We start from the raw sequence: 26,950 nt of genomic DNA, 5'->3' as shown, positions 1-26,950 counted from the left end.
TTTGTTTCTACTATGGCTTGGCTAAACATATTACAGTTTGAAACCTTATGGGCGGAATGATGCAATAAACTCAATAAAACCTTGATATACAGGGGTTTATATGGTAGTGAAAACTAAATACTCATACTTTTGCTCATTAAGGGTGAATAGTAACTTATAAGAGAGGGTCTTTCATCAGTTCACTGAACTAGTGGGAGGCCTTTTCTGTATTTACATCAGGAATTTATTGGTATTCGTTTCTTTATGTTTACGCCATCATCGAGCATATTAATTATTACCACTTCAGGCTTTCCTATCAAAGTCCGGAGGAAATGAGAGAATTCCTTCGCCAAAGAGGTTTAAGGAAATCCATTTTGGCAAAGGAATTGAATGAGCTTAAATAAGATTGTTACGGTGTGAATTGGAGTTATCGATTCACACCGTTTTTTTAATTCCGGGGTTACGGTTCATTTCTCATTTTTCCCAACTATCCCATAAAACAAAATCTTCATGATATCTTCAGTCAAAGGCAGGATGCTTTGATAAACCTCTTCCCGTTGGATGTATTCATTCATCGCTTTTATATAAAATAAAATCGCTTCATTGGATAAATTTGGATCAACATATCCTTGTTCCTTCCCTTGGTTAAACAGATCAATAAAGCGTGGCAGAGCCTTTTCTGTATATATTTTTTCCATATAATTGACTCCGGAAGTGTATTCCCTCATTAAATATTGATAAAAATCTTCATGAATGTGCTTCGCGGTTTCATTCTTCGTGAACATCAGCTGCTTTATTTTTTCAGGGAAAGCAATGTTGCTGGTAAGTATTTGTTCAAATTCATCCAAGGCCTTATTTGTATAATGAATAAAAACCTCATGAATCAAGTTATGCTTACTTTCGAAGTAATTATATATCGTTACTTGAGATACATTTGCCTTTTTAGCTATTTCTCCAATAGAAATCTTTTGGACACCATACTCCATGAATAAAGCTAAGGCAGCCTCTAGTATATTCAGTTTTTTTTGTTCCCTGCGGCGTTGAAATCCGTCCATTTATTTCACCTCAACTTTAGTTTAATTAAAAATATGTAATAGAACAATAAAATAAGTTCATAAACTATTGTCAGGAATTATTATTTTATATATTATGAACTAAATCAATTAAAATATTTCATAATTTCTTTCGTATTTAATACAATGAGGAAGAGGTGGATGAGGAATGTCAGTATTGAAAACAACGGATTTAACGAAAAAGTTTGGAAAGTTTACCGCTTTAAATGGGGTGAACATTGAGGTGAATAAAGGTGAGGTGTTTGGATTCATCGGTCCTAATGGTGCTGGAAAATCAACAACGATCCGTGTGTTGCTCGGGATTTTAAAAGCGACGGATGGGGAAGTGAAGATTTTTGGCATGGATGCATGGAAAGAGGCCGTTGAAATTCACAAGCGGATCGCGTATGTTCCAGGAGATGTGAACCTGTGGCCCAACTTAACAGGCGGGGAAGTTATTGACCTATTTGTTGAATTACGCGGGGCAAACAATAAAAGCAGACGTGAAGAACTTATAAAAAAATTCGATTTGGATCCTTCCAAGAAATGCGGGACATATTCAAAAGGGAACCGGCAAAAGGTTGCTTTGATTGCTGCTTTCTCATCTGATGCCGACCTTTATATATTGGATGAACCAACATCAGGTTTAGATCCATTGATGGAAAGAGTTTTCCAGGAATGTGTGATGGATGCGAAAAAGGAAGGGAAAAGCATATTACTTTCCAGTCACATTCTTTCTGAAGTGGAAAGATTATGCGATAAAGTGGGTATCATTCGGCAAGGACAAATAATTGAAACGGGAACATTGGATGAGTTACGTCATTTAACGAGAACAAGCTTGCTTGTGGAAACGAAGCAACCTATCCCTGCTTTAGCGAAAGTAAACGGTGTTCGTGATATCGTGAAGAAAGATCAAGCACTTTCATTCCAAGTGGATACAAATGAATTGGATAATGTCATGAAGTATATAAGCCAGTTTGGAATCGTGAAATTGGAAAGTGCGCCGCCTACATTGGAAGATTTATTCATGAGCCATTATGAAGGCGAAAGGAAGACTTCAGATACTGGGGCGGGAGGTGCGTTATAATGGCGAACCAGTCCTACCATAATACAGGAAGGCTCTCCCGATTCATCGTACGGCAAGATCGGATTAGGATCCCTGTTTGGATAATTTCCCTATCGGTCCTTTCATTTATGGTTGCAATGGCATTCACCGATCTGTATCCGACTGGGCTAGAAAGGCAAACCATTGCAGAAACGATGAGGAACCCTGCAATGACAGCGATGGTGGGGAAAGGTTACGGTCTGGATGACTATACAAACGGAGCGATGATGGCGCATCAAATGTTACTCTTAACCGCTATGGCCGTGGGGATAATGAGCATTTTACTTGTTACGCGCCATACACGCGCAGATGAAGAGGACGGCCGCATCGAAATGATCCGTTCTTTGCCGGCTGGCCGGTTGGCTAATTTATTTGCAACCATTTCCGTATCGTTTGGAACGAATGCATTGATCGCGATAATAACGGGTTTCGGATTGTATGCTCTGGGAATTGAAAGCATGGATTTGGAAGGTTCCCTTATGTATGGAGCAGCTTTAGGGGCAACAGGTATTTTCTTCTCGGCGATAACGGCATTATTTGCCCAGCTTACGGAGAGTGCGCGAGGTACGATTGGTTATTCCATCACTGTATTGCTTCTATCTTATCTTATTCGGGCGATTGGGGACGTTAGCAATGAAACCCTTTCCTGGTTTTCTCCATTGGGTTGGGTTTTAGGTTCAGAAGTATATGTGAAAAATTATTGGTGGCCCATCATCCTTACGATCGGTGCGGCAATCACTTTGGTTGTCCTATCTCTATATTTGAATGCCATCAGGGATTTGGAAGCTGGATTCATACCGGCTAAGCCAGGCAGGAAATATGCTTCATCGTTTTTAAAAAGTCCGCTTGGCCTTGCGCTAAGGCTTCAGCGTATAGGATTGATTGCGTGGGCAGCCGGGATGTTCGTTTTGGGAGCATCTTACGGTTCCGTTTTAGGTGATTTGGAATCCTTTTTTGCAAAAAATGAAATGATGGCCGAACTATTGACCCCTGTTGATGGCTATTCGCTGACAGAACAATTTTTGACGATGTTGATGTCAGTCATCTCCATGATTTGCACCATTCCGCCTTTAATGGCGATGTTAAAGCTTAAAGGGGAAGAAAAAAAGAATCACACTGAACATTTACTGAGCCGCGCTGTATCACGTACAAGGCTTATGGGCAGCTATCTTATCATCTCCGTCATGGCCGGTTTTCTCATGATTACGCTTGCTGCAATCGGTCTTTGGGCAGTCGGGAATTCGGTGATGGATGAAGGGATTGCTTTCGGCACTTTATATAGCGCAGCAATGGTCTACCTGCCTGCAATGTGGATCATGATTGGTCTCGCTGTGCTGTTTGTTGGCTTTGCACCGAAATTATCTGGCTTGACTTGGCTTTACTTGACATACTCAATCTTAGTCGTTTATTTAGGGGGAATGCTTCAATTTCCGGAATGGATGGGTAAACTAACACCATTTGGCCATATTCCGAAACTTCCTATTGAAGATATGGACTTCATGAAAGTATCCATACTTATCATCATGGCCATCGTATTGCTGACTGTTGGCTTTATCGGATATAACAAGCGGGATATCCGGGGTTGACGATTCAACCATGATTCTATTAATCCTGCAAAAAGCCTGATTTCTCGATGTTTCAATGAGAAATCAGGCTTTTGTTGGTTTTCAGCCATGGGGTAGCAATAATAGTACACCTAGCGCAATGATGATAAAGAATAAATAGCTTTCGAATTTCTTCGCAGGAATCCGCTTATTCATGAAGATTCCGAGACTTGTGGCCAGTAATATGGCTGGGATGGAATAGACGTAGAGAATTAATGAATCGGCTGTCCACAGTCCGCCTAGCGCATGCCCCATCACGACAAGGATTCCGGATATAAGAAAATGGGCTTGCAATGTTCCGCGGAATCGATCGGGATTCCATCTTCTTAAAGTTCCATAGACGACGACCGGGACTCCATTAAAGTTATAGGCGCTGCCAAGGACTCCTGACGCAAAACCGAACGGCCATACCCAGCCCTTCGAGGTGAGTAACGGTTTATCCACTGCCTGGAAAAGTTTTTGCTTAAGAAGGGAGTATCCTCCATATGCCATCAAAAAAACACCGAGTGCAGAAGTAATGATCATCGAAGGTGCGTAATGGAGCAAAGCGAGGCCGGCTGGTATGCCGATGACCGTCGTAAGCGCGAGCTTGATTAATACCGAACGTTCGATATGACGCCATCCGCTAACGACGGTTAGTGAGGCAACGGTAAGACCTGCCAACCCAATCAGGGAAACCGAAGTATTAAGCGGAATGTGAAGTAAGGCAAGCAGGGGCATGCTGACTATCGCTTCACCGAACCCGAACATCGTCCGCATCAAGGCGCCGATGAAGACTGCACCTACCACCAATATGATGCTGCTGATCGTCATTATTTAACCTCCTGAAGCAAAAATTCATCTTCTGTAATTATACCATACCAATCGCGTTTCGGTTTGTTGGAACTTTGATTTGAAACGGGTTATTTCGGGCTTTTATACCTCTTTCTGGCGCGTTTGATATGTATTTTAATGGAGAGGTACACACCACTTGTTTTCGTTGCTTAGGAGTCAGGAATGAGGCTGAAAAAGCGGGGGTGTATTTTGAAGTGTTGATTTATTTTGATGTGAGGGTTTTCTAACAGATTAATAGAGGTAACGAAGGATTGTTTGTTAACTGGCAATACTTTTTAGGGAAGCCTTTTTAATTTAAAGAAAAAGTCATAGCCTTTCATTGGATTCGAACCAAGAAAGGCTATGATCGCGTTCACCTTTTATCAAGTTTAGCAGATAGATAATTTCCGGCGAATTGGACGGATTGAACAATGATGATAAGAAGGAATACGGTTGTTATCATGATGTCGGTTTGAAAACGGTAGTATCCATAACGAATGGCCAAGTCGCCAATTCCCCCGCCTCCTACGACCCCGGCAATGGCTGAATAGGATATGAAAGAAACGGCAGTAACAGTGAGGCCTAACAGGAGACCGGAACGCGCTTCTAATAATAAGACTTTGCTAATGATCTGGAAGGGGGATCCGCCCATCGCAACGGCTGCCTCAATTGTTCCTTTTGGCACCTCACGCAAAGATTGTTCAACAAGCCGGGCTAAAAACGGAATGGCAGCTATCGATAGTGGGATGGAGGCGGCCAGCGGACCTACGGATGTTCCCAATAATGTTCGTGTAAATGGGATGAGAGCAATCAGTAAAATGATGAATGGGAATGAACGGACCGTGTTGATCATGGCATTTAAAACGTTATTTAAGATAGTCTGTTCGAGTAATTGTTCCTTTGAAGTCAAAAATGTAAGGAAACCAAGCGGGAGGCCTAATAAGATAGCTGCCAATATCGCTATTCCCACCATTAAAAATGTTTGGCCCACACCTAAGTAAATTTCAGGGAGTAAGGAGATGATATTATCAAACACTTACCTTCACCTCTTCAGATTCATGTTTTAATAGAATTTTACCGATTTTTGTTGTGGGTATGGTTCTATTATCCGCTAAGTTCAATTCCTCGATGATTTTCCCATTTTCCATGACCGCCACCCTATTTGCTAATCTTCGAATTACATCCATTTCATGAGTCACGATCAGGATGGTCACACCATAGGTTTCGTTTATTTTTTTTAGATAGGCCAGGATGGATTGAGTGGTTTGTGGATCAAGTGAAGAGGTGGGCTCATCACAAAGCAATACATTTGGTCTTGTGCTTATGGCACGGGCAATCGCGACTCTTTGCTTTTGTCCGCCAGAGAGCTGGGCTGGATAATGATTTGCCTTATCAGATAGATCTACGATTTGCAGGGACTCGGCAATGATTTTGGCGCGCTCATGTTTTGGTACATTGGCAAGTTCCAATGCGAGGCTGACATTTCCTTGCACCGTTCGGTTTGCCAAGAGGTTGAAATGCTGGAAAACCATCCCGATTTTGTTGCGTGCTTCCCGAAGTTGTTTGCCGGATAAATCACTAAGGATCAAATCATTTATCGCAATCGTACCTTCCGTAGGCTTTTCCAGCAGGTTGCCCATGCGCAGTAAAGTAGATTTACCTGCCCCGCTAAAACCGATGATCCCATATATTTCATTTTCCTTAATATCAAGATTTACATGGGAAACCGCAGTGAATAATTTGTTTTTGACAGAAAAGGTTTTACAAACATTATTAAACTTTATCATCCTGAACCTCCGATCTGCATGCGTTATATATCTTTCATTTAAAATAATCAGGCCGGTGAAAGCCTTCAAACTCTTTATTGCTTTCAATCGCTTTTTGAAAGTCAGGGGATTGGTAGGCGTCAATGATTTCCTTCACGAATCGCTTGTCTTTATCTTCGGATCTTACCGCCACAAAATTTTGGTATTCAAATGGGGGGTCTTCTAAATAGATGGCAGAAGATAATTTCCGGTCGGATACCAAGATGGTATACCCATTGGCTACCGCATAATCTACATCAGGCAAGATTCGCGGAACTTGAGCCTGTTCCACCTCAACAAATGAAAATTTCACCTTTTGATCCACAATATCTTTTTTGGATACAGTCAGGGGATCGTATCCCTTTTTTAATTGAAGCCAGCCAATTTGTTCAAGCATTCTTAATGCTCGTGCCACGTTAGCGGGATCGTTGGGGATTGCCACTTTTTGCCCCTCCCTCAGTTCATCCTTGCTTCCATGTATGTCTGTATATAACCCCATAGGTGCTGTAGGGACTTTAATGGTTTCGGTAAGATTCAGTTTGTTTTCATTGATGAAATTCTTGAAAAATGCTGTATGCTGAAATACATTAACATCGATCGAGCCTTCCGCTAAGGCGAAATTTGGTTGGTTCGGGTCGCTGATTTCCACATACTTAACGGTATATCCTTTATTTTTCAGGTAGGGTTCTATTCCTTTTTTCACTTGGTCACTATAAGGGCCTGGAGTGAAGCCGAAAATAATTTCTTTCTTATCTTCACTCGCGGTTTTTTCACTGCCGCTGCCGCTGCAAGCTGAAAGCAGCATGACGAATGATAGGGACATGATGATAAACAAAAATGAATTTCTCATCTGGAATTCCTCTTTTCTTTTTTATGGGTCCATGCTTTTTTTGGGAATAAAAAAAAGCATGAACAAGGTTTGTTCATGCCGCCGGTTATCCGGTAGGCTTTCATAGTATAGTTTTCCAATTGGAATAATTAAACTATAACAAGATTGTTGATTATTTATCAAGTATTATTTTTCCTGGTTATTTTTGGGTAATTAGTTAAATCATACTTGACCAATTAATTTTATCGGATTATGATAGTAAACATAAAAAAATAGCTTATCGGACAACCGAGAGCCCTTGTTAGGAGTCAGTTCCCTACTCCTTCAAGGGCTTTTGTTTTATCCAAGGAGGGGTTATTGCTTAATGAAGATCAATAAAAGAAGCCGGCTTGCCGAAAGTTTGAAAGATGGAAGAAATGTTTGGCTTGATGGAAAGAAAATAGACGATTTATATGCCCATCATGCTTTCAGAGGCACCTTGGACACATTAACACATTTGTTAGATATGCTGGATTCACCTGAGGAACAAAAGATTGTCGGGTATGAAAGTCCAAAAACAAAGGAATTTGTTCACAAATCTTTTCTTATCCCCAAAGACATGGAAGAGCTGATTTCAAGAAGAAAGGCTTTTGAATTATGGTCGCGGAAAACTTATGGAGTGATGAGCCGATTATCTGACTATGCGAATTCGATGGTTACAGGCTACTACATTGATAGGGATTTCTTTAACCAATATGATTCAGGATTTTCCAAGAAAATCACGGAATACTATGAACAGGCCAGGGATGAACGACGTATTGTGATCCAGGCCATACTTGATCCTCAGATCGATAGGTCAAAGCCAGGTGATGAACAGGAAGATGCTTTATTGAAAGTGATAAAGGAAACGGAGGAAGGAATCGTCGTTAGAGGTGCGAAAATGATTGCTACCGCTTCCCCGTATGCACACGATGTCATCATCATGCCGCATCAGAAACTGACTCCTGATAAAAAGAAGCAAGCAAATATGTGCATTATCCCTTTGAATCTTCCTGGCCTGCAAATTGTCTGTCGTGAATCATTCGCCTCAAGAGATCAAAAGAAACATCCAATAAGTGCACAATTTGATGAAATGGACGCTGTTTTATTATTTGATGATGTGTTGATTCCTTGGGAACGTGTACTTATAAGGGGATCCGCAGAAGGGGTGTTTGAAGCGCAGCGGCACCAGCAATTAAACTGTCTCGCCCATCATCAAACGGTTGTCCGGCTGCTGACGAAACTTCAATTCGTTGCAGGGGTGGCTACGGCCATCGCTCAATCGATCGGTGTCGATCAATTCTTGCAAGTGAAGGAGAAGCTTGGTGAACTTTATACCCAAATCGATAGTATAGAGGCGTTGCTCATTGCCTCGGAGATCCAAGGATCACTAAACGAAAAGGGTGTTTATCTACCTGCTCTCGTACCCTTGCAAACGGCACGAAATCTTGGAACCCGCCATTATCCAAGAGCGATCGAGATTTTAAAACAAATCGGGGCAGGCGGTTTTATTCAGCTCCCTTCTACAACGATAGAGGAAAGCAACGAACTCATTCCATTATTAGAAAAGTATTTTAGAGGAGCGAATGTCGATGCCGTCACTAAAACGTCTTTATTTCAAATAGGATGGGAACTGATAGGAAGCACATTGGGATCGAGGCATGATCTGTATGAAAGGTTGTATACCGGGGATCCCATTCGAACCTTCGCCATGCAGTATGAAACCTATGATAAGGAGCCATTAAAACGAAGACTCCACCATTTTTTGGAGGAGGTAAATGGAAAGGGGAATCGTGATGATCGAAAACAATCGGTATCTTCAACGACTTAATGATGGGAGAAATATCTGGTTAGATGGGGATATCATCAAGAACGTAGCGGAACATCCTGCCTTTAAAGGAACGGTCCATACGATTCAGTCATTGCTGGACTTACAAACAAAAACAGGCAGTAAATCCTTGCTGACATACAAGACGGAGGAAGGGTTTGATGCGAACCTGTCATTCTTCGTTCCAAGGACACATAAGGATCTGGAAAAAAAACGTTTGGCGTATCAGCATTGGGCCGATCAGACTTTTGGAGTCATGAGCCGTCTATCTGAATACTCCCGTTCCATAATTACTGGTTGGTTCGCGAACCGTTCAGAGTATGAAGATGCACATCCAGGTTTTTCAGAAAAAATAGAAAGCTATTACTATCAATCCCGTAATCTTGATTTATTGTCAACAGTTGCAGGGCATGATCCACAAAAGGATCGTTCAAAGACATTAGTGGAAAAGAAACCGGGAATTTTACATATCAGCCGTAAAAATCGTGAAGGAATCTATGTTCGCGGTGCGAAAATGATTGCGACAGCTGCTCCGTATGTTGATGAAATTTTAATCTTTTCCTATCACAGGAGAGGGGAAAATGAACGTGAATTCGCAAATGTTTTCTTTGTTCCTGTCAATGCCAAAGGATTGCATATCGTTTGCAGGGAGTCGTTTGCTGATGAACGAGAGGAGGATCATCCGCTAAGTGCACGTTTTGACGAAATGGATGCCGTCTTGATTTTTGATGACGTATTCATCCCTTGGGAGCGGGTGCTTGTTCAAGAGGATCCTGAATTTGCCTGGAAGCTTCGTTGTGATGCCCCTTCATCACTGCTTAGCCAGCATCAAACTGTAGTGAGGCTTGTCAGCAAACTGGAAAGTGTCGCAGCAATCGGAAATGAATTGGCGGAAACGGCTGGTGCTACACAATTTTTACATGTGAAAGAGAAGCTTGCAGAATTGATCATCCAGCTTGAAACCATTAAGGCATTACTGCTCGCTTCGGAATATAAAGCGAAAATGCATAATGGCATAATGCTTCCTGATCAAGATTTTTTAACGACAGCCAGAAATCTGGGAACGAGATTCTACCCAAGGGCATTGGAAATCATCCAGCAAATTGGTGCAGGAGGATTGTTACAGGTCCCATCCAGCTTGAAAGAATTGGAAGGTCCCATAGGTCCTTTGTTAAAAGAGTATTACCAGGGTACAGAAACATCTGCCGTGGATAGGACCCGATTAATTAAACTGTCGTGGGATTTATTAGGGAGTCCGCTTGCATCACGTCATGAGTTATATGAACGATTTTATTCCGGTGATCCTGTCAGAACATACGCTGCACAGTACACAAATTATAAAAAAAAGCAGAATCTCGTGGATTATGCTTATGGGATTTTAAAATAAGGAGGTTTTATAATGTCTGTGCATTTTTACTGGTATGTGCCTACAAATGGCGATGGAGAATACTTAGGACTAGACGAGCCACAGAGGAAACCCACTTTGGATTATATAGTAAATGTTGCTAAAGCGGCAGAAGAGGCAGGTTTTGAAGGGATTTTGATTCCAACAGGCATTCCTTACCTAGATTCATGGGTAGTGGGCTCTGCCATCATTCATCATACAAGAACGATCAAGCCATTGATCGCCTTTCGCCCAGGATTCATTGCTCCTACGGTTGCCGCAAAAATGGCCGCGACCCTTGACCAATTCTCGGAAGGGCGAATGCTTGTCAATGTAGTTACTGGAGGTTCGGCAAAAGAATTGGGGCAGGATGGTGACTTCGTTGAGCATAATGAGCGATATGCCAGAACAGGTGAATTCCTTGATGTGGTACAAAAATCATGGACGGAAGAAAAAGTGAATCATATAGGAGACTATTTCACGGTCAGCGACGGAGTGCTGAATCCAAGTATCCACCAAAGTCCGAATATTCCGATTTATTTTGGCGGTTCATCCGATGCAGCAAAGGAAATTGCCGCTAAATCTGCCGATGTTTATTTGCAATGGGGAGAACCAGCGGAGCAAATTGAACAACAAATCAATGATGTCAAACAGAGAGCCAGGAAGTATGGAAGGCAATTGGAATATGGTGTCAGGATTCATGTGATCGTTCGGGACGAGGAAAATGAGGCATGGGAAGCAGCGAGGAAAATAATAAGCAGAGCAGGCAGGGGATCTTTGGAAAATATGAATCATTACTATGAAACGACGGATTCGGTGGCTCAAAAGCGGATGAATGAATTAACGAAGAACAAGGAACGTTTTGGAAGATATGGATGGTCGGGAATCGGGAAAATCAGAAAAGGAGCAGGTACAGCCATTGTAGGCACCCCTGAACAAGTGAGGGAAGGCCTGCAGGAATATATCGATATTGGCGTCAAGCATTTTATCCTATCGGGCTTTCCACACTTGGAAGAGGCAGAAAGATTTGGGAGGACGGTGCGGCCATTATTTGGAGAAAAGGTTTTATGAGCAGGATGATCCTGAAAACTAAGGAGGGAAGGATATGAAATTTTCAATCTGGGGAGCTAATTTATCCGGTGGTTTCTTACGGGCAAACGTAGAACAAAATACGGATGGAAGTATGGAATACAATCGTAAACTTGCAAAAATGGCAGACCAGCTACAAGTTGACTCCATCCTTTATGCCATTCGCTATGTTGGCAGTATTGGAGGTAGCTCGGCGGATAAGGGGCAACTTGATCCTTTATCGGTTATTACTGCTTTGGCAGGGGATACCGAAAACGTTCATTTCATTGCTGCGGTTTTACCGGGTTTCATTCATCCTGCAACCCTCGCTAAAGTAGGTTCGAGCATCGATATTATCTCAAAAGGGAGATTTCACATTAATTTGGTCAGCGGCTGGTTTAAAGAAGAACAAGAAATGTTTGGGATAGAATGGATTAAGCACGAAGAGCGATATAAACGTTCAAGGGAATACCTGGAGGTTTTAAAGGGATTGTGGACGACCGATCATTTTTCTTATCAAGGAGACTATTATCAAATCAGTAATGCTATATTGGCACCGAAACCTATTCAAAAACCATATCCACCAATCTATCAAGGCGGGAATTCAAAGGATTCCCAAGAGATGGCAGGGGAATTATCCGACTATTACTTTATGAATGGGGCTTCCATAGTGGAGTTGCAAGAGCAAATGGAATATGTGAAGGCTGTAGCACGAAAGCATGGTCGTGAAGTGAAGTTTGCCGTTAATGCCTTTGTCATTGCCAGAAAAACGGAAGAGGAGGCAAAAAGCGAATATCAGTATATTATCGAACGCGCAGACGATACGGCAATAGCACAGTTCAAAAACCGTAAAGATACAAAAGGAATGTGGAAAAATGCCTCTTCAATTAGTGATTTTGTAGCCAATAATGAGGGATTCAGGACAGGGCTAATCGGCAGTTACGAATCGGTTGCGATCAAAATCCAGGAACTTCAAGCGATCGGAATTGATAAGATCCTATTAACTTTTCGGAATGCACTACAAGAATTGCCGGACTTTTATAAAAACGTAAACAATCGTTTGGAATCAGAGTTCATAAAGAAATAAATATGGACAAGGAATTTTTGGTCTTGATCGAGGAGTTAGTATGGAACTTTGGGTGAATGGTAAAACACTGAAATACGAAAGACTGCCATATGAAGTGAACCCAAAAAGTTAGACACTTTATTTACTTAGGCAGCCTTGAGGGCATGAACCCGGTAATCTACTGGGCTCATGCCTTTTAATTTTACCTTGATTCGTTGATGATTGTAGTAATGGATATATTCTTCTAGTTCTTGTTTGAAATGCTCCATGCTTTCAAATTCATGAAGATAGAGTAATTCGGATTTTAATAAGCCAAAGAAGTTTTCAATGACCGCATTATCAAGACAATTTCCCTTGCGGGACATGCTTTGTATAATATTATGTCTTTTCAAATCATGTGAGTATTGTTTCATCTGGTAATGCCAGCCCTGATCTGAATGGAGAACGGGGGAATCTTTCGATTCCAATCGCATAAAGGCTTGGTCTAGCATCTTGGAGACTAAGGGATAAACAGGACGTGATTCGATATTGTAAGCAATGATCTCTCCATTAAATAAATCTAGAATGGGCGATAAATACAACTTCTCACCGTGTAAATGAAATTCAGTTACGTCCGTAACCCATTTTTGATTTGGCTTTGTTGCCTTAAAATTACGATTGAGGATATTAGGCGCAACCTTTCCAATCTTGCCTTTGTATGAACGGTATTTCTTCATACGGACCAGACACTTTAGTCCCAACTCCTTCATCAATCGAAGGACCGTTTTATGGTTCAATGAAATCCCTCTATTACGTAATTCCAATGTAATGCGACGATACCCGTATCTCCCTTTATTCGTATGAAATATCTCCTGGATAACTGGCTTTATTTCTTCGTATTTATCCTGACGCCCGAAGGCGTTTATCCAATAATAATAGGTACTCCTTGAGAGATTTGCGACTGACAGAAGTAGCTTTAAATTAAAATCTCCCCTTAGTTCATGTACTACTTTTGCTTTTTGCGTTCGGACGCTTCGCTTTCTTGAACTAAGGCTCTCAACTTTTTTAAATATGCATTCTCTGCACGTAATCTTTCATTTTCAGCCTGTAATGCCTCTAATGACCCTTCTACTGGTTTTTTCTTCGTTTCTTTTTTCAAGGATGGACGCCCCTTTTTCTTCGTTTCAAGAGCGTAAACTCCGTACTCCTCCAATTGCTTTAGCCAATTAGTAATAGTAGAAGGAGAAGCAATGTTATACACAGCAGCTGCTTGGGTACTAGACACTCCAAAATCGTTCATATAGTTTAGTACATCCATCTTAAAGCTAATATCATAATTTGTATAGGTGGACATTAGCCCTTCTATCCCATGTTCTTTATAATGCGCCACCCATTGCTTTAAAGGAGTCAAACTGATATTAAATTGATTGGCTACAGTTCTGAATGAGTCCATTCCTTCTAAATAAGCAAGGACAGCTTTTAATTTCAACTCTAATGAATATTTTGTCATAAAAAAAGCACCTCCAATTGTTAGATGGTGTCTAACAATTGGGGTGCAGTTCACATATGGTGGTCTTTTTCATTTTAATGAGATAAAGAGAGCTCTTTAAAAACAAGACTAGATTATCCTTAGTCAATGATCACCAGCTTTGCATGTAACATCTCTTGGTCGGACTGATGCAATGTCCTTGTCATTGGGGGATTTGTTCACCTCTTTTCCTCTACTGTAATCACTCCCTTGTTTAAGAATCCGGGCCACAATGAGGAACAAAAATGATACGCAATAAGAGCGAAAAAACTAAGAATACTGGAATGTTGAACGCAAAAAACATATTAGTGCTACCTGGGGAATAAAATGAAGGGAATATTTTGAAGGAAAGCGGGGCAGTGCATGTGAAAATCCATGTGGTGAATAGGGGGGATTCTTTGTGGGGAATTTCCCAGCAATATGGTGTCAGTATCAACCGGATTGTTCGGATCAATGGACTTGAAAATCCAGATAAGCTGGTGATTGGCCTAGCTCTTTTGATTCCTGAACCTTATCTTCAGTACAGGGTTCAGCAAGGGGATACTCTAAATAATATCGCAAATCAGTTTGGAATTACGGTACAGGAAATCATGCAATTGAATCGCATCACAAATCCTTCCGCCATCTATCCAGGGCAGAGACTAACCATCCCGGTTATTTATCATACCGTAAGGGAACGGGATACCCTTTATGATATAGCAAGACGTTATGGAACGACAGTTCAAGCCATTATGCAGATGAATCGGATTACAGATCCGTCCAATATCCATATCGGACGGATCATAAGGATTCCCCAGAAACCAAAACCGATCATTGAAGTAAATGGTTTTACAAACGTTTACGGGCAAGCCGGTGCGGAGCAGGTACGTGAAGTAGCCCACCATTTGACTTACGTAAGTCCATTTGGTTATAGAATGAGGAAAGATGGCAGCTTAGAGGTCATAGATGACACCCCGACGATACGGGCGGCACAGTCGACTGGCGTCCTACCCATGATGTGCATAACGAATTTTTCCGCGACGGAAGCGGGAACTCAGCTTGCACATACGATACTTTCCGATTTAAATTTAGTGGAAACATTATTAACCAACGTCATAAAAACGATGAAAGATAAAGGGTATCGTGGGTTGAATATCGATTTTGAAAGTGTAGCACCAGAGGACCGTGAGTTCTATAATCGCTTTCTCCAAAGAGCAGTGGATCGATTGCATCCTGAGGGCTACTTTGTGTCATCCTCCCTTGCCCCAAAAACTAGCGGCAATCAAAAGGGAGCATTGGTTGAGGCACATGATTATCCAGTTCACGGACGGCTTCTCGACTTCGTGGTGCTGATGACATATGAATGGGGTTACCGAAAAGGGCCGCCGCAGGCAATCTCCCCCATTAATGAAATAAAGCGTGTCCTTGACTATGCCGTAACGGTGATACCAACAAATAAAATCTTCATAGGATTTCAAATTTATGCACGGGACTGGCTTATTCCTCATGAAGAGGGGCAGGAAGCAGAGACTTTCGACATGCAGGAAGCCATCAGACGCGCCGTCCAATATAATGCTGAAATAAAATATGACGAGACAGCCCAATCACCTTATTATAGGTACAAAGATAATCAGGGACGCACACATGAAGTTTGGTTTGAGGACGCACGCAGTGCTAAAGCCAAATTCGACCTGGTGAAGATTTACAGGTCAAGGGGTCTCAGTTATTGGGTACTTGGTTATCCTTTCCCCCAGAATTGGGAACTGCTTGGGGATACATTTATTGTACGGAAACTGTAGGGTGTTTTGTTACGGCAAGGTGGATCACATAATTGATATAGTGATGGGCAGCTTTTTTTATAAAGCTGTCCATTTTAGTGATTTCGAAATGCACTTCAAGATTTACAGGGTTTTAATAACAACGTTAAAAACCGTTTGGAATCTGAGTCGATAAACGGCCTTAATCGAGGACGCCATATTGAAACTTTGAATGAAAAAAAAGAATCCAAAAGGCCGCCATATGGATTGAAGAAATATGCGAGACTCCTGCCGAAGTCTCGCAACCCGTTACCCTTTTAGTGTACAAGAATCGAAATGGCACTATACACTAATAACAAAGCCATGACTACATTAAATTGACTCCTATATTTTGATAAAAACGTTTGAAAAACCGAACCGAACATACTCCAACAGAACGTACTCATAAAACCGACAAAAGCCAGAAATAATGAAAAGAATAGTAAGCTGAAATTTGAAGAGTGATAAGGAAGGATGAAGGTCGATAATGCCGTGATGCCATAAAGGATACCTTTTGGGTTTATGAATTGTAAAAGCATGCCCGCTATAAAACTGTTGTTCCTGTCATCATTATCGTCCTTAGCTTTATTTGAACTTGAAATGATTTTTACGGCCAGATATAGCATATAGATTGCACCTAGGATAGTCATGATAAATTCGATCTTCGGTATGAAATTTTCAAGCAAAACATTAAAATAACTACACAATAACATGATTACAAAAAAACCGGCACCTACCCCGAAACAAAATTTAATCGTCTTTTTTAACCCGTATTTGTTCGCAAATAACATGGCCATGATGTTATTTGGACCTGGGGTGAAACTTGTAACGAAAACAAATAGCAAAAAAGATAGTAAATGCATGGTTGACTCTCCTTTGTATGCTATAATGACCAAAAGTGACATTATAACGATTTCCTTTTTATTGTACAATGCCGACGTTATATTGTAAATAAGGAGCATTTTTATGGAAGAAATAAATTTTATTATTGCTAACAATTTAAAAGCCATCAGGGAAAGTAAGAAATTAAGTCTTGAAAAGGTTGCTGAATTAACTGGAGTAAGTAAAACGATGATCGGACAAATAGAAAGAGGGGGATCGAGCCCAACGATTACAACAATCTGGAAAATAGCCAATGGATTGAAGATTTCATTTTCTACATTAATAAATAGCCCGCAGCCGGATACAAAAATCGTATTAAAAAGTGAAATTCAATCTTTATCTGAAGATAACGGCAAATATCGAGTTTATCCCCACTTTCCCTTTGAAGATGAGAAGCGATTTGAAGTATATTCAGTCGAGATAGAAAAAGGTGGATTCCTAAGTTCCGATTCGCATAGGGAAGGAACGGAAGAGTACATAACTGTTTTCGAAGGGGAACTGACTGTACGTGTTAATAACGAAGAATATACAGTAAGGAATGGCGATTCTATCAGATTCAAGGCTGACAGACCGCATGCCTACCATAATTCAGGGGAAACAATAACCCGATTAAGCATGATCCTCTATTATCCAACTTAAAAGCCTGTATATTAAGGTTGATCCTCTATTCGATCAAGCATAATTTGAGTATCGGCAAGGCACTTTCCTCAAGCATTAACGCGGGATTTTTAACAAGGGCATCGTAACTGATGCTCTTTTTTTGTTTTTTTTGAGGGTTTGCAAAATTACGTTGACTTCCACTCCAGGCACTTGCTTTTCCCGCAGGAGTCTCGCGCCTTCCGTTCCAATCAAATTTGTTTTAAAATAGAACTCCTTTTGTCTACAAATAGATAATCATTGTTTGCCAACAGTTTTTATGAAGGTTTGCAAAATGGGAACGTTGATTTCCACTCCAGGCACTCGCTTTCCGCGGGCGGTCCGGGAGCCTCCTCGGCGCTTTTACGCCTGTGGGGTCTCCCCTGGACTCGCTTTTCCCGCAGGAGTCTCGCGCCTTCCGTTCCAATCAAATTTGTTTTAAAAGATAGAACTCCTTTTGTCTACAAATAGATAATCATTGTTTGCCAACAGTTTTTATGAAGGTTTGCAAAATGGGAACGTTGATTTCCACTCCAGGCACTCGCTTTCCGCGGGCGGTCCGGGAGCCTCCTCGGCGCTTTTACGCCTGTGGGGTCTCCCCTGGACTCGCTTTTCCCGCAGGAGTCTCGCGCCTTCCGTTCCAATCAAAATTGGTTTTAAAAGGTAGAACTCCTTTTGTCTACAAACTAGAAAATCATTGTTTGCCAACAGTTGTTATGAAGGTTTGCAAAATGGGAACGTTGATTTCCCTCGCTTTCCGCGGGCGGTCCGGGAGCCTCCACGGCGCTTTTGCGCCTGTAGGGTCTCCCCTGGACTCGCTTTTCCCGCAGGAGTCTCGCGCCTTCCGTTCCAATCAAATTTGTTTTAAAAGATAGAACTCCTTTTGTCTACAAATAGATAATAAAGGAGGTTCGGAATGCTCTCACCCGACCATTATTTTAAAACAAGACTAAAATATCATTAATGTTTTTTACTATAATCATCATAGGATGGAAGAAATTTGCGACACTCCTGCCGAATTACTGGCTGGCCGAGGCCCCTACAGTCTGGGAGAGATGTAAATCTCTCTCTTTTTTTTGCTTTTCGACAAATGGGTATAAAGACCATGAGCGATCACTAGGTAAGTAGAACTAATTTACCATTAAATCATTTTATCGATATATCATCTATCGAATAGTGGGTATTTTGGGGTGAATATAATGATAATATTCTGTTAATATTCCATGTTGTATTGTAAATTTGTTTTAAAATTGGATTATTTTGTTGTAATATAGGAGATACACGGATCTTTAGAGGAAAAAAGTAGGGTGGATTTGTGTATGGGTAAGTAAATTTGTCGGGATTCAATTTTTGGAAAAGCGTGTCAATTCTATGGATAAGTTAGCAGAATGTTATGTCAGTATATAACTAATGGGGGGACTAACTATAATGGGGAAAAAGAAAATCGTAAAAATTGCATCAGCTACCATAATGGCTGCGGCAACGATCGTAGCGGTAGCGCCGGCACCTTCTGATGCTGCCACTAGCCTGAATAGTAAAATCAAAACGGCCAAGGCCGCCATCAAAAAACCATTCGATACCTATTTCTACACTTCTAAACTCGCTTCAGTGTCCACTGTTGAAAAACAAATCAAATCTGCAAAACAAGCAAAACAGGACATCAACTCTACCATTAAAAAATCAATGTTAAGCAAAAAAGAAAAAGATGCCAAATATAAAGAAATCGAAGCTTATGATAAGTACATCACTCGTTCAGAAGGCTATGTGAAAGGGTATAAAGCGGCTGAGAAAGCAAAAGCTGCACATGGCAAATCGATTAGCGCCCTTACGAATGCAATCGTTGCCAAGAAATCAGTTGATATCAGGAATCAATACGAGGCACTGGATAAAGCCGTGAAAAAGGCAGATAAAGATATTAAAGATACCGTTTACGGTGCGAAAATCGAAAAGCTTTTATACGATAAATTCACCAAATCGACCAAAACAGCTTTGAACGGTAACCTGAAAGTTCCGTATTACTATGAAAAAGCTGCTTACTGGGTGAAGAAGGGTGATTTAAAGACTGCGGACAAGCGGATGCAAACCGTTTCTTCGCAGTTGAAAAAGGTCAGCAAAACATCCAAGCTCGGAAAAGCCATACACGCCTATGTTAAAGAAGTGAAAGGTAAGTATGATGATGCGGTATATGCAGAAAAGAAAAAAGAAGTGGCAAAACGGGTCAATGCCTATGTAGCTCTTGCCAATGGCGAACTTAAAACGAAAGAACAGATAAATGCGGCTAAAAAGGCGAAGGCAGCCATTAATTTAAATGGAATCAAGGAGTCGGACCGAAAGGAGTTCCTTTCGAAAATGGCATTGGCGGATAAGAAAGTCGCTGCAGCCGAAGAGGCCTTGAAAAATCCAGCGAAGGCTATCACCCTTTCCTTGATGCATACGAATGATACGCATGCCCACTTGGACAATGTGGCAAAAAGGGTGACGGCTGTTAAGGAAGTGCGTAAGAGTAAGCCTCAAGCTCTTTTGGTGGATGCTGGTGACGTATTCTCGGGAACTCTCTATTTTAATGAATTCAAAGGGCAAGCCGATCTTCGCTTCATGAATTTAATGAAATATGACGTCATGACATTCGGGAATCATGAGTTTGATTTGGGATCAAGCGCCGAAGGGCATCAAGCTTTGGCTGACTTCATTAAAGGGGCACAGTTCCCATTTGTCAGTTCGAATGTGGACTTCTCCAAAGATGATAAGTTCAAGGGGCTATTCTCGGATTTGATTTCAAGTAAGCCAGAGCAAGGGAAGATATACAATGGAATCGTAAAACAAGTGGATGGCCAAAAGGTAGGGTTCTTCGGGCTTACAACTGAAGAGACGAAAGATATTTCAAGTCCTGGAAGTATAGAATTCGAGAACTATCTTGAAGAAGCCGAAAAAGCGGTCAAGGCGTTCAAAGGCATGGGAGTCAATAAGATAGTTGCCGTATCCCATATTGGTTACGATGACAATGCGGCTTATGACAATGATTTAACATTGGCTGCCAAGGTCAAGGGCATCGACGTGATCGTGGGCGGACATAGCCATACGCAGTTAGACGCCCCCGTTGTTGTTGACAAAGATGATAAAGGGAAAACGAAAGAGCCGACTGTCATCGTTCAAGGATATCAGTATAGCGACTATTTAGGAACGATCGATGTGGAATTCGATAAGCATGGCAAGATTGTCGGACAAGCCGGTAAGCTGATTAAGCTTTCTGAAAAACAGGATGATGCAGAAGCGGCAAAAGTGCTCGAAACATACTCCTCTAAGATTAAGGAGCTGAAGGAAACGAAGACTGGTGCAACAGCTGTGAAAGCCTTGGAAACGCCGCGTGATGCAGGGGATGAAACGAAGCCGAGCGTTCGTAAAAATGAAACGGAACTGGGCAATTTAATTACGGATGGAATGCTAAGCAAAGCGAAAGAATTCAATAAGGATACGGTCATAGCCTTCCAAAATGGGGGTGGCATCCGCGCTGGCATCGATCAAGGTGAGATCACTTTAGGGGAAATCCTGACCGTTTTACCGTTTGGGAATACGTTAGCGACGATGAAGCTTACGGGTGCAGAAATCAATGAAGCATTAGAGCATAGTGTAAGCCTCGCTCCTAAGGAAAATGGCGGCTTCTTGCATGTTTCCGGAATGAAATTCAGCTACGACAGTTCGAAGGAAGCGGGCAATCGTGTCACAAAGGTTGAAGTCCTTGGACAAGATGGAACATATTCCGAATTGGATGCAGTGAAGGAATATGTCGTGGCGACCAATGCTTTCACAGCCAAGGGCGGAGATGGATTCACCGTTTTCAAGAAGGCTTATGAAGAAGGAAGGGTGACGGATATCGGACTAGCTGATTGGGAGAATTTACGGGATTACGTAAGTGGGCTGAAAACAGTCGATCCAAGCATCGAAGGACGCATCAAAAATGTTGCCGGGAGCAATACAGACCCGACTGTCGTATTGGCCAAAGACTTTGGCGGAACGGCTGATGCCCCAAAAACACATGAAGGTCATGTAGTTGTGGACATCACGGATATTGCTTCATTGGAAAATGCAGTCGTTAAAGGGAATCTTACATTAACAGGAACACCTCCGGATAACTTTACTTTTTCACAGGTTACAGTCGAGGGTAATTTGGATTTATCGGGACTTAACGGTAAGACCGTGAGCATGAGCGGTGTCACGGTGAATAGCGAAACCATTTTTTAAGCGGCATTCAAATGATTCCTGAGTCTGCGAAAAAAAGTTGGAGGGGTTGAGATCTTGAAGAAGAACGGGATAAGCAAGCTTTTCTTTGCCATACTGATCGTGCTGTCAACGGTTTTGCCAAATGCGGCCGCTGCAAAAGCGGAAGGTACGATATCGGTAATGGAAGCGATTAATAATAACAGCGGAACGGCGACGGTGAAGGGATATATCGTCGGTACAGCTAAAAGCGGTACAAGCTATCAGCAAACATCGCCTTTTACTGAAAGTACGAACATAGGTATTGCGGATAGTCCGGATGAAACGGATGTTAAGAAAATCATGCCTGTCCAGCTTCCAGCCGGAAATATCAGAACGGCATTGAATTTGGTCGAACATCCGGATTTACTTAAAGCGCAGGTGACGATTACGGGGAAGCTGGAAAGGTACTTTTCAGTACCCGGGCTGAAATCCGCAACGGATTACACGATCATCACTGATGGGGGAACAACTCCTGAACAGCCTGATGTGAAGGTTCTTGACTCCATTGCCGAGGCGCGCACGAATACTGAAGATGTAGTGCAGGTCGATGGAGTGGTCACCACCGGGCTTGGTTATTGGGGAGGAAAAGGCTTTTATATCCAAGATGAAACGGCTGGGCTATATGTTTATGGTTCTTCGTGGCCTGCAGATGTAAAGCAAGGAGATAAGGTTACTTTAATCGGAAAAGTATCCGCTTATAATAAGGAATTGCAAATCCAGCCAACCTCCCTTGAAGTGGTTTCTTCCGGGAATGAACTTCCTGAAATCCAAAAAATTGATGCATCTGGCGTCAATGAAGAAACACAAGGTGAGCTGGTCACCATTGAAAAAGCGACCATTACAGAATTAGCGGCATCGGGAACATACGGAACATTCGAATTCAAGGCGGAAGATACTGAAGGGAAATCTGTTATCGTTCGCCATGATAACCGGACCGGTTCGAGTTATGAAGATTTCGTGAGGAACTATAAAGCAGGGGATGTCATTTCCGTAACCGGGATCGGGTCGAGGTTCAATGACACGTATCAGTTGAAGCCGCGTGGCATTGAAGATTATGAACTTGTGAACAAACCAGCCGTTTACACGGATATTTTCCCTGGTACGGTTAGTGAAAATACAAAAGTATCACTTGAATCTGGCTGGGAAGAAGCGAAAATCCATTATACGCTGGATGGATCCGCACCGACGTCTTCAAGTGCCTTGTACACGGAGCCTATCATTTTAACGAAAGATACTGTCATCAAGGCAATCGCTGTCAACGATAAGACATCGGAAGTTTTCACTTTTGCCTATACCGTTACCAAAACCAATGAAGTGAAGATTCGTGACATTCAGGGGATGAATCATTTTTCATCATATGAAAATCAACTCGTCTCAGGCGTGGAAGGTGTCGTCACTTATGTAAAGGATGCGAATAATTTTTATATGCAAGATCCCAACCCGGATAAGGACTTAACGACTTCCGAGGGAATACTTGTGTACAACAAAGCACATGGTCTGAAAGCGGGAGATCATGTCAAAGTGGCAGGTAAAGTCGCTGAGTGGTATATCGAAGGATACGCTGAAATGAAAACGACGGATCTGCCAACAACTGAATTGACCAATACGACGATTGAAAAGCTTGGCACTGCAGCGATGCCAGAACCGATCGTCATTGGAAAAGATGTCATTCCTCCTTCCGAGAACATCGATGATGATAGATTGACAGATTTTAATCCGAGCGAAGACGGCATTGATTTCTACGAGAGTCTGGAAGGAATGCTCGTGCAAGTATATAACCCGAAAGTGGTCGCTCCTCAAGACTATGGTGAATTGGTCGTGATTCCAGGGAATATGGAAACGACAACTGCAGTTGGGGGCGTCAAAATAACGGAAACGGATTTCAATCCTGAAAGAATTACCCTGGATATAAATGATGAATCATTTGCAGCGAAAACGGGTGATTTCTTTGAAGGCTCGGTCACGGGTGTGATCAGCTATGGTTATAGCAACTATAGGGTAGTGACGGATAAAGCCCAGCTTCCTGCGTTAAAGGATGGCGGTACGGCCCGGGAAGTGACATCCTTAGAGAAGGATGCTGATAAGCTATCGATCGCTTCCTATAATATAGAGAATTTTTCCACTCAAACAGCTAATTCTAAAGTCGAAACGATCGCAACATCCATCATTACCAATCTTAAACAACCCGATATCATCGGCGTAACGGAAATGCAAGATAATGATGGGGCAACGGATAGCGGGACAACGGATTCTGCTCAAAGTGCCAAGAAGTTAACCGACAAAATAAAAGAGCTGGGCGGACCGCAATATCAATATATCGATATCGCTCCAGAAGATAAACTTGATGGCGGGGCACCCGGCGGGAATATCCGTGTAGGCTTTTTATATAATGCCGACCGTGTCAAATTGACTGAAGGAACGAAAGGAACGGCAACACAGTCCGTTGCCTTCAAAGATGGAAAACTTACCTTGAACCCTGGTCGAATCGAGCCTACCGATCCCGCCTTCACTTCAAGCAGGAAGCCTTTAGCCGCTCAATTCGAATTTAAAGGCGAAAGCGTAGTGGTGGTGGCCAATCATTTTAATTCAAAGGGCGGTGACCAGCCTTTATTCGGCAAAAACCAGCCTCCTGTCCTTTCAAGTGAAACGCAAAGGCTCCAAATTGCCTCCATCGTCAATCGGTTTGTCAGTGATATTAAGTCACAGGATGCCAAAGCGAATGTCGTCTTGCTTGGAGACTTTAATGATTTTGAATTTTCGGCACCGCTTAAAACATTAAAGGGCAATGATCTAACCAATATGATCGAGAAAGTCCCTTTTGAAAAACGTTATTCTTACACATATCAAGGCAATTCACAAGTACTGGACCATATCCTTGTATCGAATAATATGGCCGCGGTGACAAAAGTCGATATTGTCCATATTAACTCATCCTTCATGGAAGCTCATGGAAGTGCCAGCGATCATGACCCTGTACTGATCTCAACTTCATTATCTGGATCAGGCGGAGTCGAAACTCCTGCTCCAGAAAAAACGTATAATTTAACAAACGTTAAAACTAAAAGACTTACGATTGCTTCGCCTAGTGTTTTGATCGATCTTGACGAAACATCCAACATCGAAGAAGGTATCTGGTTAAAAGGTTCATATGCTGTACTCAAAGGCCTTGGGCTGAAGAATGCTGCTGTGACGATAAAACCGGATAAGGAAGGCGCAATCATTGATTTTGGGGGCATGGCGGTGAAGGAAGTCATCATCGATAACGCTAATGTAAAAGAAATCAGGGGCGCTGAAAACGTTCAGAAATGGTCGGTAACAGAGGGTGTCGACACATCGAATATCAAGTTTGTCGATTCGAAGGGGGAAGCGATTGCTTCCCCTTTCGCCCCTAAAGAAAATCATGCACCAGTCTTAACGAAAAACCTGGAAAATCTTGAAGTGAAAGCCGGTTCCAAGGTCACCATCGATTTGAGTGAGCACTTCTCAGACCCAGATGGAGATGAACTTACCTTTTCATCCATTATCGGTACAGTCACCGGCCGGATATTAACTCTTCCTGCGAATGAAGCTGGAACATACCTTGTCGCAGTCAAGGCCGAGGACCAGCAAGCGGAAACGGTAGCCCGTTTCACGTTGACCGTATCGGATGATAAGCCGCTTGAAGCTTATTACGAAACGGCGGCAGGAAAAACGGGAACGGAATTGAAATCGGTTCTGCACTCGATAATTAAGGGTCATACGATGCTATCTTATGATCAAGTGTGGAATGCCCTTAAAGAAACGGATGAAGACCCGGTGAACAAACAGAATGTCATCTTGCTTTACTCCGGAAAATCCATCTCGATGAACGCGAATGGGGGCAATGCCGGACAATGGAACCGTGAACATGTTTGGGCAAAGTCCCACGGTGACTTTGGGACAAGCAAAGGTCCCGGGACAGACCTTCATCACCTCCGTCCCGCTGATGTGACAGTGAATGGTAAACGGGGCCACCTTGATTTCGACGAGGGCGGTCAAACATATAGTGGATGTGAATGTAAGTTTGATTCAGATTCATGGGAGCCGCCAGATCATGTTAAAGGCGATATAGCAAGGATGTTATTTTACATGGCGGTCCGGTATGAAGGAAACGGCGAGCTGGATCTTGAATTATCCGATACAGTCAATACGTATCCGAAGCCGCTTCATGGAAAGCTATCGACACTCTTGAAATGGAATGAACTCGATCCAGTCGACGATTTCGAGAGCCATCGCAATGATGTCATTCAAGACTGGCAAAATAACCGCAATCCATTCATCGACCATCCTGAATGGGCATCCGAAATTTGGGGTGCCGCCAAATCCATCGATGAGAAAAAGGCGAGTTAAAGCGGAGATAGAAGGGAAAGCAGCCGGATGGCTGCTTTTTTCATGCTTTTCTACCAATTTAATGATTGAATGTTAATTATCTCAATATACTGAAAAATCAATCATTTAATTTACGTTAAATAATAAAGATTTTGGTAGGTATGTTATGTAATATATGTTAATATGGGGTATGCAATGAAAGGGTTTTCATTGCAGGAATGATAAAAATATTTTAATATAGTAATTATGCCGCTTTTTGATCTTCATTCTCCTTTAAAAGACGGTTAAAAAATATATTGCCAGAAATGGGGCATTACACGATGAAATACAGATCTGCATTCGATATAATCGGTCCCGTCATGATTGGACCTTCAAGCTCACATACAGCAGGAGCTGCCAGAATTGGCAGAGTAGCAAGGACATTATTCGGAAAGCAACCGAAGAAAGCCATTATTTCTTTATATGGTTCTTTTGCAAAAACATACAGGGGCCACGGTACGGATGTCGCTGTCGTAGGCGGGATATTGGATTTCGATACGGATGATGAACGAATCCCTGCCTCTTTAACGATAGCGGAAGAAGCCGGCATGGAAGTTTCCTTTACAATCGAGGATACTGTGATGGATCATCCTAATACAGTCAAGATCAGACTGTTCGACGAAGATAAAGAATTGGAACTAGTTGGGATCTCGATTGGCGGCGGAACGATAGAAATAACGGAATTGAATACGTTCAAGCTTAAATTGTCGGGCGAAAACCCAGCCATTTTAGTCGTGCATAACGATGTATTCGGAATCATATCTTCCGTTTCGACAGTATTGGCGAACCATGAAATTAACATTGGACATATGGAAGTTTCACGAAAAGAAAAAGGGCAAATGGCTCTCATGGTGATTGAAGTCGATCAGAAAATCAAGAGCGATGTCATGAAGGAAATTGAAGGATTGGAAAACGTGTCGCAAGTCATAAGGATGGTTGAATGATAATCATTAAAA

General features: G+C 42.1%; 18 protein-coding genes. 11 read left to right on the top strand and 7 right to left on the bottom strand.

What is annotated here, in order from left to right:
* Window positions 1-446 precede the first annotated feature (446 nt).
* Entirely contained in the window at window positions 447-1,034 is a 588-nt protein-coding gene (locus QNH43_RS23860) for a TetR/AcrR family transcriptional regulator (RefSeq protein ID WP_283915972.1), read from the bottom strand.
* A 166-nt stretch (window positions 1,035-1,200) separates the two neighbouring features.
* Between QNH43_RS23860 and QNH43_RS23855 the strand changes: the two genes are divergently transcribed.
* Both QNH43_RS23855 and QNH43_RS23850 read left to right on the top strand, forming a co-directional pair.
* A complete protein-coding gene (locus tag QNH43_RS23855) occupies window positions 1,201-2,118 on the top strand; it encodes an ABC transporter ATP-binding protein (protein WP_283915971.1) in 918 nt (305 codons plus the stop codon).
* A complete protein-coding gene (locus QNH43_RS23850) occupies window positions 2,118-3,722 on the top strand; it encodes an ABC transporter permease (RefSeq protein ID WP_283915970.1) in 1,605 nt (534 codons plus the stop codon). Before QNH43_RS23855 ends, QNH43_RS23850 begins: the two co-directional genes overlap by 1 nt.
* An 81-nt stretch (window positions 3,723-3,803) precedes the next feature.
* Here the strand turns inward: QNH43_RS23850 and QNH43_RS23845 are convergent, their stop codons facing one another.
* From QNH43_RS23845 to QNH43_RS23830, 4 genes are all read right to left on the bottom strand, one after another.
* Complete coding sequence (locus QNH43_RS23845; RefSeq protein ID WP_283915969.1) at window positions 3,804-4,553, bottom strand: sulfite exporter TauE/SafE family protein; 750 nt, start codon at window positions 4,551-4,553, stop codon at window positions 3,804-3,806.
* Window positions 4,554-4,926: 373 nt separating this feature from the next.
* On the bottom strand, window positions 4,927-5,589 hold the full coding sequence (locus QNH43_RS23840; protein ID WP_144529066.1) for a methionine ABC transporter permease: 663 nt from the start codon (window positions 5,587-5,589) through the stop codon (window positions 4,927-4,929).
* Complete coding sequence (locus tag QNH43_RS23835) at window positions 5,582-6,340, bottom strand: methionine ABC transporter ATP-binding protein (protein WP_283915968.1); 759 nt, start codon at window positions 6,338-6,340, stop codon at window positions 5,582-5,584. The genes QNH43_RS23840 and QNH43_RS23835 overlap by 8 nt, the downstream gene beginning before the upstream one ends.
* A 34-nt stretch (window positions 6,341-6,374) precedes the next feature.
* Window positions 6,375-7,208 carry a MetQ/NlpA family ABC transporter substrate-binding protein gene (locus QNH43_RS23830; RefSeq protein ID WP_283915967.1) on the bottom strand — a complete coding sequence of 278 codons (834 nt, stop codon included), beginning with the start codon at window positions 7,206-7,208 and terminating at the stop codon, window positions 6,375-6,377.
* A 343-nt stretch (window positions 7,209-7,551) separates the two neighbouring features.
* Here QNH43_RS23830 and QNH43_RS23825 point away from each other — a divergent pair, with 343 nt between their 5' ends.
* Genes QNH43_RS23825 through QNH43_RS23810 form a run of 4 tightly spaced genes read left to right on the top strand, consistent with a single transcriptional unit; the run spans window position 7,552 to window position 12,572 of the window.
* On the top strand, window positions 7,552-9,036 hold the full coding sequence (locus tag QNH43_RS23825) for a 4-hydroxyphenylacetate 3-hydroxylase family protein (RefSeq protein WP_283915966.1): 1,485 nt from the start codon (window positions 7,552-7,554) through the stop codon (window positions 9,034-9,036).
* Window positions 8,984-10,420, top strand: a complete 1,437-nt coding sequence (locus tag QNH43_RS23820) for a 4-hydroxyphenylacetate 3-hydroxylase family protein (protein WP_283915965.1) — start codon at window positions 8,984-8,986, stop codon at window positions 10,418-10,420. Before QNH43_RS23825 ends, QNH43_RS23820 begins: the two co-directional genes overlap by 53 nt.
* 12 nt (window positions 10,421-10,432) lie before the next feature.
* Complete coding sequence (locus QNH43_RS23815; protein WP_283915964.1) at window positions 10,433-11,488, top strand: LLM class flavin-dependent oxidoreductase; 1,056 nt, start codon at window positions 10,433-10,435, stop codon at window positions 11,486-11,488.
* A 34-nt stretch (window positions 11,489-11,522) separates the two neighbouring features.
* Window positions 11,523-12,572: an LLM class flavin-dependent oxidoreductase gene (locus tag QNH43_RS23810; RefSeq protein ID WP_283915963.1), complete on the top strand. Its 1,050-nt coding sequence runs from the start codon at window positions 11,523-11,525 to the stop codon at window positions 12,570-12,572.
* A gap of 125 nt (window positions 12,573-12,697) precedes the next feature.
* Here QNH43_RS23810 and QNH43_RS23805 read toward each other — a convergent pair.
* Window positions 12,698-14,040, bottom strand: a protein-coding gene (locus tag QNH43_RS23805; RefSeq protein WP_283915962.1) for an IS3 family transposase whose coding sequence is annotated in 2 segments (ribosomal slippage) — window positions 12,698-13,599 and window positions 13,599-14,040 — 1,344 coding nt in all. Because the reading frame shifts where the segments join, the coding sequence is not laid out codon by codon here.
* A 383-nt stretch (window positions 14,041-14,423) separates the two neighbouring features.
* On the opposite strand from QNH43_RS23805, the gene QNH43_RS23800 reads away from it, so the two are divergent.
* Window positions 14,424-15,836 (top strand): glycoside hydrolase family 18 protein, encoded by a 1,413-nt coding sequence (locus tag QNH43_RS23800; protein WP_283918441.1) that lies wholly within the window; start codon window positions 14,424-14,426, stop codon window positions 15,834-15,836.
* Between the two features lie 275 nt (window positions 15,837-16,111).
* On the opposite strand, the gene QNH43_RS23795 is transcribed toward QNH43_RS23800, so the two are convergent.
* Window positions 16,112-16,696, bottom strand: a complete 585-nt coding sequence (locus QNH43_RS23795) for a LysE family transporter (RefSeq protein WP_283915961.1) — start codon at window positions 16,694-16,696, stop codon at window positions 16,112-16,114.
* A gap of 103 nt (window positions 16,697-16,799) precedes the next feature.
* Here QNH43_RS23795 and QNH43_RS23790 point away from each other — a divergent pair, with 103 nt between their 5' ends.
* The 4 genes from QNH43_RS23790 to sdaAB all read left to right on the top strand — a co-directional run bounded on the left by QNH43_RS23790 (window position 16,800) and on the right by sdaAB (window position 26,938).
* Window positions 16,800-17,354 (top strand): helix-turn-helix domain-containing protein, encoded by a 555-nt coding sequence (locus tag QNH43_RS23790; RefSeq protein ID WP_283915960.1) that lies wholly within the window; start codon window positions 16,800-16,802, stop codon window positions 17,352-17,354.
* 1,425 nt (window positions 17,355-18,779) lie between these two features.
* Window positions 18,780-21,590, top strand: coding sequence for a bifunctional metallophosphatase/5'-nucleotidase (locus QNH43_RS23785; RefSeq protein WP_283915959.1), 2,811 nt, complete (start codon window positions 18,780-18,782; stop codon window positions 21,588-21,590).
* 54 nt (window positions 21,591-21,644) lie between these two features.
* Complete coding sequence (locus tag QNH43_RS23780; RefSeq protein WP_283915958.1) at window positions 21,645-25,976, top strand: endonuclease; 4,332 nt, start codon at window positions 21,645-21,647, stop codon at window positions 25,974-25,976.
* A 299-nt stretch (window positions 25,977-26,275) separates the two neighbouring features.
* Window positions 26,276-26,938 carry an L-serine ammonia-lyase, iron-sulfur-dependent subunit beta gene (gene sdaAB / locus QNH43_RS23775; RefSeq protein WP_076370248.1) on the top strand — a complete coding sequence of 221 codons (663 nt, stop codon included), beginning with the start codon at window positions 26,276-26,278 and terminating at the stop codon, window positions 26,936-26,938.
* Window positions 26,939-26,950: the final 12 nt, after the last annotated feature.

It is taken from the genome of Peribacillus simplex (assembly GCF_030123325.1).
GTDB lineage: Bacteria > Bacillota > Bacilli > Bacillales > DSM-1321 > Peribacillus > Peribacillus simplex_D.
This window is presented reverse-complemented; position numbering and strand designations above follow the sequence as displayed.

Bases quoted from the DNA above. Each gene is read 5' to 3' on its own strand.
- QNH43_RS23810 (WP_283915963.1), top strand. From the start codon at position 11,523: ATGAAATTTTCAATCTGGGGAGCTAATTTATCCGGTGGTTTCTTACGG.
- sdaAB (WP_076370248.1), top strand. From the start codon at position 26,276: ATGAAATACAGATCTGCATTCGATATAATCGGTCCCGTCATGATTGGA.
- QNH43_RS23845 (WP_283915969.1), bottom strand. From the start codon at position 4,553: ATGACGATCAGCAGCATCATATTGGTGGTAGGTGCAGTCTTCATCGGC.
- QNH43_RS23795 (WP_283915961.1), bottom strand. From the start codon at position 16,696: ATGCATTTACTATCTTTTTTGCTATTTGTTTTCGTTACAAGTTTCACC.
- QNH43_RS23855 (WP_283915971.1), top strand. From the start codon at position 1,201: ATGTCAGTATTGAAAACAACGGATTTAACGAAAAAGTTTGGAAAGTTT.
- QNH43_RS23785 (WP_283915959.1), top strand. From the start codon at position 18,780: ATGGGGAAAAAGAAAATCGTAAAAATTGCATCAGCTACCATAATGGCT.
- QNH43_RS23790 (WP_283915960.1), top strand. From the start codon at position 16,800: ATGGAAGAAATAAATTTTATTATTGCTAACAATTTAAAAGCCATCAGG.
- QNH43_RS23825 (WP_283915966.1), top strand. From the start codon at position 7,552: ATGAAGATCAATAAAAGAAGCCGGCTTGCCGAAAGTTTGAAAGATGGA.
- QNH43_RS23815 (WP_283915964.1), top strand. From the start codon at position 10,433: ATGTCTGTGCATTTTTACTGGTATGTGCCTACAAATGGCGATGGAGAA.
- QNH43_RS23835 (WP_283915968.1), bottom strand. From the start codon at position 6,340: ATGATAAAGTTTAATAATGTTTGTAAAACCTTTTCTGTCAAAAACAAA.
- QNH43_RS23820 (WP_283915965.1), top strand. From the start codon at position 8,984: ATGGAAAGGGGAATCGTGATGATCGAAAACAATCGGTATCTTCAACGA.
- QNH43_RS23850 (WP_283915970.1), top strand. From the start codon at position 2,118: ATGGCGAACCAGTCCTACCATAATACAGGAAGGCTCTCCCGATTCATC.
- QNH43_RS23860 (WP_283915972.1), bottom strand. From the start codon at position 1,034: ATGGACGGATTTCAACGCCGCAGGGAACAAAAAAAACTGAATATACTA.
- QNH43_RS23830 (WP_283915967.1), bottom strand. From the start codon at position 7,208: ATGAGAAATTCATTTTTGTTTATCATCATGTCCCTATCATTCGTCATG.